General features: G+C 62.7%; 12 protein-coding genes and 1 pseudogene. 10 read left to right on the top strand and 3 right to left on the bottom strand.

The genetic code is table 11. The features are described from left to right. The first annotated feature begins 247 nt into the window (after positions 1-247). Together NTD88_RS00295 and NTD88_RS00300 are read left to right on the top strand one after the other, a co-directional pair. Positions 248-2,146, top strand: a complete 1,899-nt coding sequence (locus tag NTD88_RS00295; protein WP_262153633.1) for a cytochrome c/FTR1 family iron permease — start codon at positions 248-250, stop codon at positions 2,144-2,146. A gap of 66 nt (positions 2,147-2,212) precedes the next feature. Next, positions 2,213-2,674: a YaiI/YqxD family protein gene (locus tag NTD88_RS00300; RefSeq protein WP_095156498.1), complete on the top strand. Its 462-nt coding sequence runs from the start codon at positions 2,213-2,215 to the stop codon at positions 2,672-2,674. A 30-nt stretch (positions 2,675-2,704) separates the two neighbouring features. On the opposite strand, the gene elbB is transcribed toward NTD88_RS00300, so the two are convergent. Beyond that, positions 2,705-3,370 (bottom strand): isoprenoid biosynthesis glyoxalase ElbB, encoded by a 666-nt coding sequence (gene elbB, locus NTD88_RS00305; RefSeq protein WP_262153635.1) that lies wholly within the window; start codon positions 3,368-3,370, stop codon positions 2,705-2,707. Between the two features lie 113 nt (positions 3,371-3,483). Here elbB and NTD88_RS00310 point away from each other — a divergent pair. Continuing rightward, a pseudogene (locus NTD88_RS00310) lies at positions 3,484-4,692 on the top strand (sterol desaturase family protein); the annotation flags it as partial. Here the strand turns inward: NTD88_RS00310 and NTD88_RS00315 are convergent. After that, positions 4,612-5,259, bottom strand: coding sequence for a DedA family protein (locus NTD88_RS00315; RefSeq protein WP_175652605.1), 648 nt, complete (start codon positions 5,257-5,259; stop codon positions 4,612-4,614). The pseudogene NTD88_RS00310 and the gene NTD88_RS00315 overlap by 81 nt on opposite strands. Positions 5,260-5,467: 208 nt before the next feature. Between NTD88_RS00315 and hemB the strand changes: the two genes are divergently transcribed. After that, positions 5,468-6,478: a porphobilinogen synthase gene (gene hemB, locus NTD88_RS00320; RefSeq protein ID WP_095156447.1), complete on the top strand. Its 1,011-nt coding sequence runs from the start codon at positions 5,468-5,470 to the stop codon at positions 6,476-6,478. Positions 6,479-6,497: 19 nt separating this feature from the next. After that, positions 6,498-8,723 (top strand): polyphosphate kinase 1, encoded by a 2,226-nt coding sequence (gene ppk1, locus NTD88_RS00325; protein ID WP_095156446.1) that lies wholly within the window; start codon positions 6,498-6,500, stop codon positions 8,721-8,723. Here the strand turns inward: ppk1 and ppx are convergent. Then, a complete protein-coding gene (gene ppx / locus NTD88_RS00330) occupies positions 8,710-10,212 on the bottom strand; it encodes an exopolyphosphatase (RefSeq protein ID WP_262128026.1) in 1,503 nt (500 codons plus the stop codon). The genes ppk1 and ppx overlap by 14 nt on opposite strands. Positions 10,213-10,451: 239 nt before the next feature. Here ppx and trxA point away from each other — a divergent pair, with 239 nt between their 5' ends. The 5 genes from trxA to NTD88_RS00355 all read left to right on the top strand — a co-directional run bounded on the left by trxA (position 10,452) and on the right by NTD88_RS00355 (position 15,755). Beyond that, positions 10,452-10,781 carry a thioredoxin TrxA gene (trxA, locus tag NTD88_RS00335; protein ID WP_095156497.1) on the top strand — a complete coding sequence of 110 codons (330 nt, stop codon included), beginning with the start codon at positions 10,452-10,454 and terminating at the stop codon, positions 10,779-10,781. A 225-nt stretch (positions 10,782-11,006) separates the two neighbouring features. Further along, the gene (gene rho, locus NTD88_RS00340; protein WP_095156444.1) at positions 11,007-12,266 is read left to right on the top strand and encodes a transcription termination factor Rho; all 1,260 of its coding nucleotides are present in this window, start codon (positions 11,007-11,009) and stop codon (positions 12,264-12,266) included. A 127-nt stretch (positions 12,267-12,393) separates the two neighbouring features. After that, entirely contained in the window at positions 12,394-13,860 is a 1,467-nt protein-coding gene (gene ubiD, locus NTD88_RS00345) for a 4-hydroxy-3-polyprenylbenzoate decarboxylase (RefSeq protein ID WP_095156443.1), read from the top strand. Continuing rightward, positions 13,860-14,828 carry a CDP-6-deoxy-delta-3,4-glucoseen reductase gene (locus NTD88_RS00350; protein ID WP_262153636.1) on the top strand — a complete coding sequence of 323 codons (969 nt, stop codon included), beginning with the start codon at positions 13,860-13,862 and terminating at the stop codon, positions 14,826-14,828. The genes ubiD and NTD88_RS00350 overlap by 1 nt, the downstream gene beginning before the upstream one ends. A 285-nt stretch (positions 14,829-15,113) precedes the next feature. Then, positions 15,114-15,755: a gamma-glutamylcyclotransferase gene (locus tag NTD88_RS00355; RefSeq protein ID WP_095156441.1), complete on the top strand. Its 642-nt coding sequence runs from the start codon at positions 15,114-15,116 to the stop codon at positions 15,753-15,755. The last annotated feature ends 62 nt before the right edge of the window (positions 15,756-15,817 follow it).

Raw genomic sequence — 15,817 nt, forward strand, 5'->3', positions numbered from 1 at the left:
CCGTTGAGGCATAACGAAAGGCGCGCATTATGGGGCGGACTTCCGTACTCCAGCGCGTGTGGATTGTTACCTGAGGTGAGTGCCAGCACGCGTGCCATTATCTCCGAAGTGCCCGATGAACGGTAACTTCCGCCGCACTCCGAAGGGCAATTAATGAAATTGTTGCTAATTTTTACGATTCGCCTTGAGCCCGCCTGGACGGCGGTGAACAATATTCGCCTCATCGCTATCGTCCGAGACTGGCCCCATGATTTCCCGCTCCCGCTTGTTCGCCTGGCTGCTGTGGCCAGTGCTGGCCCTGGGCAGTGCCGCGGCACTGGCTGAACCTGTCGAGGGGGCGGCGAAGGCGCTGCACCTGCTGGATTACATCGGCGCGGATTACCCGGCCACGGTGCAGTCCGGCAACGTGGTGGACAAGGCCGAGTACGCCGAGCAACTGGAGTTCGTCGGGGTCCTGCAAGGGTTGCTCGCCGACCTGCCGGAGCGGCCTCAGCGCCAGGCGTTGCAGGACGGCGTCAGCAAGCTGCGCCAGGCCATCAGCGAACATCAGGATGGCGCCAGCGTGGCGCGTCAGGCCCGGCAATTGGGCGCCGAGCTGGCGCTGGCGTATGAAGTCAGCCAGGCCCCGGTCATCACCCCCGACCCGACGCGCGGCGCGCCGCTCTACGCCCAGCATTGCTCGGTGTGCCACGGCGACAGCGGTGCCGGCGATGGCCCCGCGGGCCTCGGCCTGGAGCCGCCGCCCGCCAACCTGCGGGATGTCGCGCGCCTCGACCGGCTGAGCCTGTTCGATCTGTACAACACCCTCGGCCTGGGCATCGAAGGCACCGACATGCCGTCCTTCGCCGACCAGCTCGACGAGCGCCAGCGCTGGGACCTGGCCACCTACATCGCCGGGTTCAGCGCCGATCCGGCCAAGGCCGTCAGCGACAAACCGTTCAACCTCGCCGATCTGGCGCGTCAGACCCCGGCTGAAATCGAGGCGGCCCAAGGCGCGCAAGCGCTGCTCGCTTTCCGTGCCCAGCGCGCCAAGCCGCCTCAGGTCCAGCGCGGTCCGGGGCAGTTGCTCGACTACACCGCCACCACCCTCGACCAGAGCTTGGCGGCCTATCAGCGTGGTGACCACGAGCAGGCTTACGACCTGTCCGTGGCGGCTTACCTGGAAGGCTTCGAACTGGTGGAAAGCTCGCTCGACAACGTCGACAGCACCGTGCGCAAAGACACCGAAAAAGCCCTGATGGCTTACCGTCAGTCGCTGCAGGATGGCCTGCCGCTGGAGCAGGTCAGCCAGCGTCTGGCCGACGCCAAGGCCAAGCTGAAGGTGTGCGCCGGTCTGCTGGGCAGTGATGGCCTGAGCTGGTCGCTGAGTTATATCTCCGGCTTGCTGATTCTGTTGCGCGAAGGGCTGGAGGCGATCCTCGTTCTGGCGGCCATCCTCGCGTTTCTGCGTAACACCGGGCAGCAGGCGGCGGTGCGCAGCGTCAACATCGGTTGGGGACTGGCGTTGCTGGCAGGCTTCGGCACCTGGGCGCTGGCTGCGTATGTGATCGATGTGGGCGGCGCGCAGCGCGAACTGCTCGAAGGCTGCACGGCGCTGTTCGCCTGCGTGATGGTGCTCTGGCTCGGCGTGTGGATGCACGACCGTCGGCATGCCGCGGCCTGGCAGGACTACATCAAGAGCAGCCTGGTCGGCGGCGGCGGTCGCTTCGGCTTCGCCATGCTGGCGTTCTTCTCGGTGTACCGCGAGCTGTTCGAGGTGATCCTGTTCTACGAAACCCTCTGGTTGCAGGCCGGTCCGGCCGGGCATCAGGCGGTGCTGGCGGGTGGCGCCACGGCGCTGGTGCTGTTGGTGGGTCTGGCGTGGGTGATCCTGCGTGGCTCGGCCAAGTTGCCGCTGTCGCTGTTCTTCAGCATCAACGCGGCGCTGCTGTGCGCGCTGTCGGTGGTGTTCGCCGGGCATGGCGTCAAGGCGCTGCAGGAAGCCGGGATCTTCGGCACCCGGCCGGTGCCGTTCTTCGACTTCGACTGGCTGGGTATCCATGCCGACGCCTATTCGCTGGCCGCCCAGGTCGCGGCCCTGCTGGCGATCGCGGTGCTGTATGGGCGCAGTTGGTTCAGCGAGCGGCGCCGCGTGTCGGCGCATTGATTTGAAGCGGGGCGGGCGAGCGGGGATACTGCCCGCCTGTTTCGTCTCGCTGTGGATAACTCAATGATGCGTATCTGGATCGATGCCGACGCCTGCCCCAAGGCCGCGAAGGATCAGATCGTTAAATTCGCGCTCAAGCGTCAATTTGAAGTGGTGATGGTGGCCGGCGGGCCCCAGGCCAAGCCGCCTTTCGCCTGCGTAAAGCTGATCGTGGTGCCGAGCGGGCCGGATGCCGCCGATGATTACCTGGTGGAACACGCGGTCCCCGGCGAACTGGTGATCTGCAGCGATGTGCCGCTGGCCGACCGCCTGGTGAAGAAGGGCGTCGCTGCCCTCGATCCGCGGGGTCGCGAGTTCGATGAGCGCAACATGGGCGAGCGGCTGGCGGTGCGCAACCTGTTCACCGACCTGCGTGAACAGGGCCAGGTCGGCGGCGGCCAGGCGCCTTATGGCGAACGCGAAAAGCAGGCGTTCGCCAATTCACTAGACCGCATCCTGACGCGGCTGGCGCGGCAGTTTCCGGGCTGAGGCCCGAGCCGTCAGCCCGGCTAGCACCGGTCACTCACCTTCGTGGGTCAGTTCCAGCACGCGGTCGACCAGCTTGTAGATGCCGCCGGCGGCGTCGCTGATGGACTGGGCGAGCATGTAGGCCGGGGTGCTGACCAGCTTGCGCGCGGTGTCTTCGACGATGCCGTGCACATCGCATTCTTCGTGAGTGCCGCCCATCTTGACGATGGCCGCACTGATCTCGGCGTCGTTGCCGATGGTGCAGACCACGCCCGGGCCATAGATCTTCGCCGCCAGTGCCGGCGAGATGCAGATCAGGCCTACCGGCTTGCCGGCTTCGGCGAATGCTTCGGCCAGGGCCAGGACATCCGGGTGCACGGTGCAGTTGGCGCCTTCAAGAAGCAGGTTGGAAAGGTTTTTCGCGGTGCCGAAGCCACCCGGCACGATCAACGCGTCGAAGTCGTTGGCATCGGCTTCGCGCAGGTCCTTGATATTGCCGCGGGCGATCCGCGCGGACTCCACCAACACATTGCGCGACTCGGGCATTTCCTCGCCGGTGAGGTGGTTGATCACGTGCAGTTGCGCGATGTTCGGCGCGAAGCACTGCACCTGGGCGCCGCGCTGGTCGAGGCGCAGCAGGGTGATGACGCTTTCATGGATTTCCGCGCCGTCGTAGACGCCGCAGCCTGACAGAATCACAGCAACTTTTTTGGTCATGCTTTCTACTCCCGATTCGAGGCGCTAAATGTCGTCTAATTTGGCAGTTGTCGCCATAGGGATTCCCGCATTGCGGGCCTAATCTTGATCCATTGCCAGAAAATGGACTCGCCATGGACTTCATCCTGCTTGCCGTGCCGTTTTTCTTCGTCTTGATCGCGGTCGAACTGCTGGCTGACCGCTGGCGCGGCGTGAGCAATTATCGGTTGGCGGATGCCGTCAACAGCCTGAGTGCGGGGGTGTTGTCGACCACCACGGGGTTGTTGACCAAGGGTGTCGGGCTGGTCAGCTACGCCATTGCCCTGGAGCACCTGGCGCTGTTCGAGTTGCCGGCGAATGCCTGGTGGGTGTGGGTGCTGGCGTTCATCGCCTATGACTTCTGCTACTACTGGCTGCATCGCTTCGGCCACGAGCGCAACATTCTCTGGGCCGCGCATTCGGTGCATCACCAGAGCGAGGACTACAACCTTTCTACCGCGCTGCGTCAGACCAGCACCGGCTTTCTGCTGTCGTGGATCTTCTACCTGCCGCTGGCGGTGCTGGGCGTGCCGCTGCTGGTGTTCGTCAGCGTCGGTGCGCTGAACCTGCTGTATCAGTTCTGGGTGCATACCCGGCACATTCCCAAGCTTGGCTGGTATGAGTGGCTGTTCGTCACGCCGTCCAATCATCGCGTCCACCATGCGCAGAATCCTATCTACATAGATCGCAACTACGGGGGCGTGTTCATTCTCTGGGACCGGCTGTTCGGCACTTTTCTCGAAGAAGACGATAACGAGCCCGTGATTTTCGGGGTGACCACGCCGCTGGCGAGCTGGAATCCACTGTGGGCCAATCTGCAGTTCTACGCCCAACTCTGGGCCGATGCGCGACGCACCGGGCTTTGGTGGGACAAGCTGCGAATCTGGTTCATGCCCACCGGCTGGCGTCCGGCCGATGTGGCGCAACGTTATCCACAGGCGAAGCAGGATCTGACGAATTTCCGCAAGTTCGAGGTGCCACTGGGTGGGGCGCAGCAGCTTTACGTGTTGCTGCAATTCGCGGCCTATGTGGCGCTGGGCAGCTATCTGATGAACGCAGGCGGGCGCCTGCCGCTGGCAGCATTGCTGCTGGGCTGGGGAGTGATGGCGTTTGGATTGTTCGTGTTGGGGACGGCGCTGGAGAACCGTCCCTGGGCGCGGCGTCTGGAACTGACGCGGCTGGGGCTGAACCTGCCGGCCTATGCGCTGGCCGGTGTGACCGGTCTAGGGCCGGTCACCGCCCTGGGGTGGGTCGCGCTGCTCGGTTACAGCCTGCTCAGCCTGATCGGCCTGTACTTGAGCCGCCGCTTCCTGTTTGGCAATGCGCGCGGCCTTGAACCGGCGACGCAGCCACAGCAGGGCGCCGAGCACCAGCAGGCCGCCGAGCACCCATAGTTCGTACTTCTTCACGTTGCCCAGCAGGCCTTCGAGAATCGCGCCGAAGTGGTAGGCGGCGGCACCCAGGGCCAACGCCCAGACCGCCGCGCCGATGCCATTGAGCAACAGGTAGCGGCGCGGTGGATAACCGGACAGGCCGATGGCCACCGGCATCACGGTACGCAGGCCGTAGACGAAGCGGAAACTCAGCACCCAGATGTCCGGGTGGCGGCGGATGTGCTCAAGCGCCCGGTCGCCCATCAACTGCCAGCGCGGTTTGCGTGCCAGCAACTTGCGCCCATGACGACGGCCCATGAAGTACCAGAGCTGATCGCCGGCATAGCTGCCGAAGAACGCCACCAGCACCACCAGGTTGATGTCCATGTATCCGCGGAACGCAAGGAATCCGGCCAGTACCAGGATGGTCTCGCCTTCAAAAAACGTACCTAGAAAAAGGGCAAAGTAGCCGAAATCTTGCAGGAATTCTTGAAGCATTTTCTGGATGCTGGCGAAATGAACGCGCAGCCTACCCCTTCGAGCGCTTGGGGGAAAGTGTCCAAATGTGTCTCGACGTGAACAATTCCTACAAGGGACAATGCCTGCGTCTGTAGGTCGCAGGGTTGTCCCCGCCTGTCACACAAGCGTCATAATGGCCGCTTATAACTGTCGCGCCCGCCTGTCCGCGCGGGCTCAGGAGTCTGCCGTGAGCTTTACCCCTGCCAATCGTCTGTTCCCCGCTACCCGCCTGCGTCGCAACCGCCGTGATGACTTTTCCCGTCGTCTGGTTCGCGAGAATGTCCTGACTGTCGATGACCTGATCCTGCCGGTATTCGTGCTGGACGGTGAAAACCGCCGCGAGGAAGTGGCCTCCATGCCGGGCGTCGAACGCCTGAGCATCGACCTGCTGCTGGAAGCGGCGGCGGAGTGGGTCGAGCTGGGCATTCCGGCGCTGGCACTGTTCCCGGTGACCCCGTCGGAAAACAAATCCCTCGATGGCGCCGAAGCCTGGAACCCCGAAGGCATTGCCCAGCGCGCTACCCGCGCCCTGCGTGCACGCTTCCCGGAACTGGGCGTGATTACCGACGTCGCGCTTGACCCGTTCACCACCCACGGTCAGGACGGCATCCTTGATGAAGAAGGCTATGTGCAGAACGACATCACCGTCGATGCACTGGTCCGCCAGGCCCTGTCCCACGCCGAAGCCGGCGCCCAGGTGGTCGCTCCGTCGGACATGATGGACGGCCGCATCCAGGCCATCCGTGAAGCCCTGGAGCTGGCCGGGCACGTCAACGTGCGCATCATGGCCTACTCGGCCAAGTACGCCAGCGCTTACTATGGTCCGTTCCGCGATGCGGTGGGCTCGGCGCTCAATCTGGGCAAGGCCAACAAGGCCTCGTACCAGATGGATCCGGCCAACACCAATGAGGCGCTGCACGAAGTGGCAGCCGACCTCTCCGAAGGCGCCGATATGGTCATGGTCAAGCCAGGCATGCCATATCTGGATATCCTTCAGCGGGTCAAGGACGAGTTCAAGGTGCCGACCTTCGTTTACCAGGTCAGTGGCGAGTACGCGATGCACATGGCTGCGATCCAGAATGGCTGGCTCTCCGAGGGCGTCATTCTCGAATCGCTCACCGCTTTCAAACGAGCGGGCGCCGACGGCATCCTGACTTACTTCGCTGTACGCGCCGCACAATTGATGAGAGGGCAGTAACGCCCTTCAGGAACGCAAGATGAATAACGAAGCACTGATCGAAGACGCTGTTAAGGATGAACCAGTCGCTCCCGAGCAACTGCTGGAAACCCCGCCAGAACCCGAGGTGGTCGCGGCTCCCCCGGCGGAGGCGCCGGCGGTTGCTCCGGCACCCGCTGTCGCGGTACCGGGCCTGGATGACAGCAGCCTTTACATCCATCGCGAACTGTCGCAATTGCAGTTCAACATCCGCGTGCTGGAACAGGCGCTGGATGAGTCCTATCCCCTGCTGGAGCGGCTGAAGTTTCTGCTGATCTTCTCCAGCAACCTGGATGAGTTCTTCGAGATTCGTGTTGCGGGCCTGAAAAAGCAGATCACCTTCGCTCGCGAGCAGGCCGGCGCCGACGGCCTGCAGCCGCACCAGGCACTGGCGCGGATCAGCGACCTGGTGCACCACGAAGTGCAGCGCCAGTACGCGATTCTCAACGAAGTGCTGCTGCCGGAACTGGAAAAGCACCAGATCCGCTTCATCCGTCGCCGTCACTGGACGACCAAGCTCAAGACCTGGGTGCGCCGCTTCTTCCGCGACGAGATCGCGCCGATCATCACGCCGATCGGCCTCGACCCGACTCACCCGTTCCCGCTGCTGGTGAACAAGAGCCTGAACTTCATCGTCGAGCTGGAAGGTATCGATGCCTTCGGCCGCGACTCGGGCCTGGCGATTATCCCGGCGCCGCGTCTGCTGCCGCGGGTTATCCGGGTGCCGGAAGATGTCGGTGGCCCTGGCGACAACTATGTATTCCTTTCGTCGATGATCCACGCGCACGCCGACGACCTGTTCCAGGGCATGAAGGTCAAGGGCTGCTACCAGTTCCGCCTGACCCGTAACGCCGACCTGGCGCTGGACTCCGAAGATGTCGAAGACCTGGCCCGCGCCCTGCGCGGCGAGCTGTTCTCCCGTCGCTACGGTGACGCGGTGCGTCTAGAGGTCGCCGACACTTGCCCGAAACACCTGTCCGACTACCTGCTCAAGCAGTTCAGCCTGAGCGAGAGCGAGCTGTATCAGGTCAATGGGCCGGTCAACCTGACCCGCCTGTTCAGCATCACCGGCCTGGACAGCCATCCAGAGCTGCAATACCTCCCGTTCACGCCGGCCATTCCCAAGCTGTTGCAGAACAGCGAGAACATTTTCAGCGTGGTGAGCAAGCAGGACATCCTGCTGATGCACCCGTTCGAGTCGTTCACTCCGGTCGTCGACATGCTGCGCCAGGCCGCCAAGGACCCGCACGTCCTGGCCGTGCGCCAGACCCTTTACCGCAGCGGCGCCAACTCGGAAATCGTCGATGCGCTGGTGGACGCGGCGCGTAACGGCAAGGAGGTCACCGCGGTGATCGAATTGCGCGCGCGCTTCGACGAAGAGTCCAACCTGCAGATGGCCAGCCGCCTGCAGGCCGCGGGCGCCGTGGTGATCTACGGTGTGGTCGGCTTCAAGACCCACGCCAAGATGATGTTGATCCTGCGTCGCGAAGCCGGCGAGATCGTCCGCTACGCGCACCTGGGGACCGGCAACTACCACGCCGGCAACGCCCGCCTGTACACCGACTACAGCCTGCTGACCTCCGACGACGCCCTGTGCGAGGACGTCGGCAAGTTGTTCAGCCAGTTGATCGGCATGGGCAAGACCCTGCGCATGAAAAAGCTGCTGCACGCGCCTTTCACCCTGAAGAAAGGCATGCTCGACATGATCGCGCGGGAAACCCAGTTCGCCGTGGAAGGCAAGCCGGCGCACATCATCGCCAAGTTCAACTCGCTGACCGACCCGAAGATCATCCGCGCGCTGTACAAGGCCAGCCAGTCGGGCGTGCGCATTGATCTGGTGGTACGTGGCATGTGCTGCCTGCGTCCGGGCATCGCCGGCGTCTCGCACAACATCCACGTGCGCTCGATCATCGGCCGCTTCCTGGAGCACACCCGGGTGTTCTACTTCCTCAATGGCGGCGAGGAGCAGATCTTCCTGTCCAGTGCCGACTGGATGGAGCGCAACCTCGACAAGCGCGTCGAGACCTGCTTCCCGGTCGATGGCAAGAAACTGCTGCTACGGGTGAAGAAAGAGCTGGAAGGGTACCTGACCGACAACACCCACTCGTGGATCCTGCAACCGGACGGCCGCTACGTACGCAGCACGCCGACCGGCAACCAGAACCCGCGCAGTGTTCAGGCGACTCTGCTCGAGCGCCTGAGCAATCCGGTGCTTATCGTACGCTGAGGACGAAACCGACCCGGGCCAACCACTCGGCTTCCTGTTCGAAGTCGGCCCGGGTCAACTGGTTCTCTTCCAGCCAGTTATCCGGGAACGCGATGGCCAGGCTGTCGCCATTGGCGTGCAGTTCCACCTTCGGCATCTGTTGGGTGCCGCGGATGTGGTGGAACAGGATGGCGAAGCGCAGCAGTACGCACAGGCGAATGAGCTTCACGCCTTCGTCGCCGAAGTCGGCGAACTTGTCCTTGGGAATGTTGCGGCGGTGGCCACGCACCAGCAGGGCCAGCATTTGCTGGTCTTCGCGGGAGAAGCCGGCCAGGTCGGAGTGTTCGATCAGGTAGGCGCCGTGCTTGTGGTAGTGATAGTGGGCGATGTCCAGGCCTACCTCATGCACCTTGGCCGCCCAGCCCAGCAGTTCACGCCAGATACCGTCTTGCAGGTCCCACGCCGCGGCTACCTGGTCGAAGGCGTGCAGCGCCTTGCGCTCGACCCGGGCAACCTGGCCCTGATCGACGTGGTAGCGCTCCATCAGCGAACTGAGGGTGCGCTCGCGCACGTCTTCGTGATGGTGGCGGCCGAGCAGGTCATAGAGCACGCCTTCGCGCAGGGCGCCGTCGCAGTGGTCCATGCGTTGCAGTTCGAGGGCGTCGAAAATCGCTTCGAGGATCGCCAGGCCTGCCGGGAAGATCGCCCGACGGTCAGGTTTGACGCCGTCGAAGTCGATCTTCTCGATTTCGCCCAGCTTGAACAGCTTGCGCTTGAGCCAGGCCAGGCCTTCGGCGTTGACTTCACCGTTGCCCAGGCCGCCGGCCTTGATGGCCAGACCAATGGCGCGGATGGTGCCGGACGACCCGATGGCTTCATCCCAGCCCAGGCGGTGCAGGGCGGTTTCGATGCTCATCAGCTCCAGGCGCGCCGCGGTGTAGGCCTGGGCGTAGCGTGCCGGGGTGATCTTGCCGTCGCGGAAATAACGCTGGGTGAAGCTGACACAGCCCATTTGCAGGCTTTCGCGCAGCAGCGGTTCGAAGCGCTGGCCGATGATGAACTCGGTACTGCCGCCGCCGATGTCGGCCACCAGGCGCTTGCCGGGGGTGTCGGCGAGGGTGTGGGAAACACCCAGATAAATGAGGCGGGCTTCCTCGCGACCGGAAATCACTTCCACCGGATGGCCGAGGATTTCTTCGGCGCGGCGGATGAACTCGCCGCGGTTGCGCGCTTCGCGCAGTGCGTTGGTGCCGACGATGCGCACCGAGCCCTGGGGCATGCCGTTGATCAGTTGGGCGAAGCGCTTGAGGCAGTCGAGGCCGCGCTGCATGGATTCTTCGTTGAGCTGGCGCTCTTCATTGATGCCAGCCGCCAGTTGAACCTTCTCGCCGAGCCGCTCAAGGATACGGATTTCGCTGTGATGGGCTTTGGCTACAACCATATGGAAGCTGTTGGAGCCAAGGTCAATGGCGGCGATCAGGGAAAGGTTCTTGGCAGTGGAATGCGGCATGTGATGGCTTCTCGGTCGTTAACCCGGCAATCCTGCCACGATAGTCGGTTTACGCCAACGCGGAGCAGTGCAAGGCTTGATATGGCGCAGTTTCGCGTAGGAATTGTGTCTTTTGTGTGACAGTCGATACGCAAGATCATGAACTACCATAGACAGACTCAATCGCTGGCGGCTTCCTGTCGGCAGAGAGGGTCGTTATGATGGGCAACGTTTTTTTGCTTCCGAACCTGGAGATTTCCATGAGCAGCGATCTTATCAAACACGTTACCGACGCCAGTTTCGAGGCCGACGTACTGCAGGCCCAGGGCCCTGTACTGGTCGACTACTGGGCTGAGTGGTGCGGTCCTTGCAAAATGATCGCTCCGGTCCTGGACGCTATCGCCGAGGATTACAACGGCAAGCTGACCATCGCCAAGCTGAACATCGACTCAAACCCGGATACTCCGGGCAAGCACGGCGTTCGGGGTATCCCGACCCTGATGCTGTTCAAGGACGGCCAGGTCGCAGCCACCAAGGTCGGCGCCCTGTCGAAATCTCAGTTGCAAGCGTTCATCGACGCCAATATCTGAGTCTGTAAAAGCCCCGCATTTGTCGGGGCTTTTCTCATTCTGGTGACTAGACGCCAGAAAAAGCAGGTGTTAAATTCGGCCTCGCATTGTTTCTTCAATGCCCCCTGCACACCGCCGCCGCCTTCCAATTCGAACTTGTGCGCGATCCTGTCGCCTTCTCTGCGGCGCGGCCTCATTAAGCCAGATGCTTAATCTCCCTTCTTACATGATTACCTCAATCCCCTTATGAACCTGACTGAACTCAAGCAAAAGCCGATTACCGATCTGCTAGAAATGGCCGAACAGATGGGCATAGAAAATATGGCCCGTTCGCGCAAGCAGGATGTGATTTTCTCCCTGTTGAAGAAGCACGCGAAAAGCGGCGAGGAAATTTCCGGTGACGGCGTGCTGGAGATTCTCCAGGACGGCTTCGGCTTCCTGCGTTCGGCGGATTCTTCCTACCTGGCCGGCCCAGACGACATCTACGTCTCGCCAAGCCAGATCCGTCGCTTCAACCTGCGCACCGGCGACACCATCGTCGGCAAGATCCGGCCGCCAAAAGAAGGCGAGCGTTACTTCGCACTGCTCAAGGTCGACACCATCAACTTCGACCGTCCTGAAAACGCGAAGAACAAGATCCTGTTCGAAAACCTGACGCCGCTGTTCCCCAACAAGCGCCTGAAGATGGAAGCCGGCAACGGTTCCACCGAAGACCTCACCGGTCGCGTTATCGACCTGTGCGCCCCGATCGGCAAAGGCCAGCGCGGCCTGATCGTCGCCCCGCCGAAAGCGGGCAAGACCATCATGCTGCAGAACATCGCGGCGAACATTACCCGCAACAACCCCGAGTGCCACCTGATCGTTCTGCTGATCGACGAGCGCCCGGAAGAAGTGACCGAAATGCAGCGCACCGTGCGCGGCGAAGTGGTTGCCTCCACCTTCGACGAGCCGCCAACCCGTCACGTGCAAGTGGCCGAAATGGTCATCGAGAAGGCCAAGCGCCTGGTCGAGCACAAGAAAGACGTGGTCATCCTGCTCGACTCCATCACCCGTCTGGCTCGCGCCTACAACACCGTGATCCCGAGCTCCGGCAAGGTACTGACCGGTGGTGTCGATGCCCACGCGCTGGAAAAACCGAAGCGTTTCTTCGGTGCCGCACGGAACATCGAGGAAGGCGGTTCGCTGACCATCATCGCCACCGCGCTGGTTGAAACCGGCTCGAAGATGGACGAAGTGATCTACGAAGAGTTCAAGGGCACCGGCAACATGGAACTGCCTCTGGACCGTCGCATCGCCGAGAAGCGTGTGTTCCCGGCCATCAACATCAACCGTTCGGGTACCCGCCGCGAAGAGCTGCTGACCGCCGACGACGAACTGCAGCGCATGTGGATCCTGCGCAAGCTGCTGCACCCGATGGACGAAATCGCTGCCATCGAGTTCTTGATCGACAAGCTCAAGCAGACCAAGACCAACGACGAGTTCTTCCTGTCGATGAAGCGCAAGTAAGCACTCGCTGTAGGCAAGAGCCGGGGAAACCCGGCTTTTTGCTATCTATCTTACGGACTATTCTGACTGGCCCGGTTCGGCGCTACACTGCCCGTCCCGACCGATACGGCCAACACGAGGCTCACGCATGCAGTATCGCGATTTGCGCGACTTTATCCGTGGCCTGGAGCAGCGCTCAGAACTCAAGCGCATCCAGGTCCCCATTTCGCCGGTCCTGGAAATGACTGAAGTCTGCGACCGCACACTGCGGGCCAAGGGGCCGGCACTGTTGTTCGAGCGCCCCACCGGTTACGACATTCCCGTCCTCGGCAACCTGTTCGGCACCCCGGAGCGGGTGGCCATGGGCATGGGCGCCCAGTCGGTGAGCGAACTGCGGGAAATCGGCAAGCTGCTGGCGTTCCTCAAGGAGCCCGAGCCGCCAAAGGGGCTCAAGGACGCCTGGTCCAAGCTGCCGATCTTCAAGAAAGTCGTGGCCATGGCGCCGAAAGTGGTGAAGGACGCGCCTTGCCACGAAGTGGTCATCGAGGGCGAGGATGTCGACCTGGGCATGCTGCCGATCCAGCATTGCTGGCCAGGCGACGTCGCGCCGCTGATCACCTGGGGCCTGACCGTTACCCGCGGGCCGAACAAGGAACGGCAGAACCTCGGCATCTATCGCCAGCAGGTGATTGGCCGCAACAAGGTCATCATGCGCTGGCTCAGCCACCGCGGCGGTGCCCTCGACTACCGCGAGTGGTGCGAGAAGAACCCCGGCAAGCCATTCCCGGTGGCCGTCGCCTTGGGCGCTGACCCGGCGACCATCCTCGGTGCCGTCACGCCGGTGCCGGACACCCTTTCCGAATACGCCTTCGCCGGCCTGCTGCGGGGCAACCGCACCGAGCTTGTGAAGTGCCGTGGCAGCGACCTGCAGGTGCCGGCGACCGCCGAGATCATCCTGGAAGGCGTGATCCACCCCGGCGAAACCGCGCCCGAAGGCCCGTATGGCGACCACACCGGCTATTACAACGAAGTCGACAGCTTCCCGGTGTTCACCATCGAGCGCATCACTCACCGCACCAAGCCGATCTATCACAGCACCTACACCGGCCGTCCACCGGATGAGCCGGCGATTCTCGGCGTGGCGCTGAACGAAGTGTTCGTGCCGATCCTGCAGAAGCAGTTCCCGGAAATCACCGACTTCTACCTGCCACCCGAAGGCTGCTCCTACCGCATGGCGGTGGTCACCATGAAGAAGCAGTACCCGGGGCACGCCAAGCGGGTAATGCTGGGCGTCTGGTCGTTTTTGCGACAGTTCATGTACACCAAGTTCGTTATTGTCACCGACGACGATGTCAATGCGCGGGACTGGAACGACGTGATCTGGGCCATCACCACGCGCATGGACCCCAAGCGCGACACGGTGCTGATCGAGAACACGCCGATCGATTACCTCGACTTCGCCTCGCCGGTCTCGGGCCTCGGTTCGAAGATGGGCCTGGACGCCACCAACAAGTGGCCGGGCGAAACCACGCGCGAATGGGGCCGGGTCATCGTCAAGGACGAGGCCGTCACCAAGCGGATCGATGAGCTGTGGAACCAGTTGGGAATAGATTGATGCAGGTAACCTTGCAGCCGTCCGGAGCCGTACTGGCGCTCAAGCCCGGAGAGAGGATTCTGGAAGCGGCACAACGCCTGGGTTACGACTGCCCGCAGAGCTGCCGCAATGGCAACTGTCACGTCTGTGCCGCCCTGCTGGTGGAGGGCCGGGTGCGTCAGGACGGTGAAGTACGCGATCACGGTGAGCTGTTCACCTGCATCGCCGAACCGCTGGAAGACTGCATCCTGCTCTGGGACGGCGTGCTCGCCCTGGGCGAGTTGCCGGTGCGTACGCTGGCGTGCCAGTTGAGCGAGTGCACCGAGGTCGGTGGCGATGTCTGGCGCGTGCGCCTGCGCGCCCCGGCCGGCAAACCGCCGCGCTACCACGCCGGGCAGTACCTGCTGATCGAGCGCGAAAGCGGCGACAAGGCAGCCTTCTCCCTGGCGTCGGCACCGCACGCTGGTCGTGACCTGGAAATGCACGTGCTGGCGCGGGAAAAGAGCGCGCTGGACCTGATCGCGCAACTGCAGCGCACTCGCATGGCCCGCCTCGAAATGCCGTTCGGCGACACCCATCTCGCCGAATTGCCGGAAGGTCCGCTGGTGCTGATCGCCGCAGGCACCGGCATGGCGCAGATGCACAGCCTGATCGAGCATTGCCGCGTGCAGGGCTTCAAGCACCCGGTGCATCTGTACTGGGGCGTGCGCCGGCCCGAGGACTTCTACAGCATCGACGCATGGGCGCAGTGGGAGCAACTGCCAAACCTGTTCCTGCACAAGGTCGTGAGCGACCTGTGTGGCTGGGACGGGCGCTGCGGCCTGCTGCATGAGGCGGTCTGCGAGGACCTCGACGACCTGTCGCGGATCCATGTCTATGCCAGCGGTTCGCCGGCCATGGTCTATGCCACCCTCGATGCCCTGGTGAATGCCGGCATGGATGCGCACCAGATGCGCGCCGATGTATTCGCTTATGCCCCACGCGGCTAACTTGAGTAATAAGGCGCGTTGCAACAACGCGCCGGTTTATAACCGAGTGTCCAAGTAAGGCTTATAAGCAAACGCCCGCCTTTTAATTATTGCCGGCGCCGCGAAAAAGTATCGCTACACTTGCAATAGTGTCCTTCGATCTTCTGAAACTCCCGTATTTCGCGGTGTTTAGGCGAGCGGGGGCTTGTTTCCGAACCGTTGTCTGCCGTACGGTAAGTGTCTATTGAGTGCGTTGGCTCTATAGTGGAGTACTTCGGTATTTCACGAGGAACTTTGGCGGCGGCTATGTCGGTAATCGAACCTGCACCTTTTCCCCTTGCGTATCCCCCGGTACTTGATTTCGGTCAGCAATTGTCCCGGGAGCAACTTCTCGACTCTGTCCAGCAAACCATGGCCCTGCACCAAGGCGGCCCGGTCTGGCTGTTCGCCTACGGTTCGTTGATCTGGCGCCCGGAGTGCCAGTCCACCGAGCGGCGGCGCGGGCGGGTTCATGGTTATCACCGCGGGCTGTACCTGTGGTCGCATGAGCATCGCGGCACGCCGGAATGTCCGGGTCTGGTGTTTGGGCTGGATCGGGGCGGTTCGTGCAGCGGGTTCGCCTATCGGTTGCCGGAAGACAAACTGCAGGATTCGCTGCTGGCGCTGTGGCAGCGCGAGATGCCGTACCCGGCGTATCGCCCGCACTGGCTGAATTGCCGGTTGGACGACGGCAGCAAGGTGCAGGCGCTGGGGTTCGTGCTGGAGCGGCATCTGCCGTGCTACGCGGGGAATCTGCCGGACAGCCTGCTCACCCATATCCTCGCCAGCGCCAAAGGGCGTTATGGCACGACCCGCGATTATGTCGAGCAGACCCTGGAAGCGTTGCGCAGCCATGCCATGCCGGACCGCAATCTGGAGGCGCGGTACAGGCGCTGTCATGGTCAGTGATTGAGCCTTGGGGGGGGGCCCCCCCCCCCCCCCCCCCCCCCCCCCCCCCAAAAAAAAAAAAA

Origin of the sequence: Pseudomonas sp. 20P_3.2_Bac5 (genome assembly GCF_025466035.1) — a bacterium.
Taxonomy (GTDB): Bacteria; Pseudomonadota; Gammaproteobacteria; order Pseudomonadales; family Pseudomonadaceae; genus Aquipseudomonas.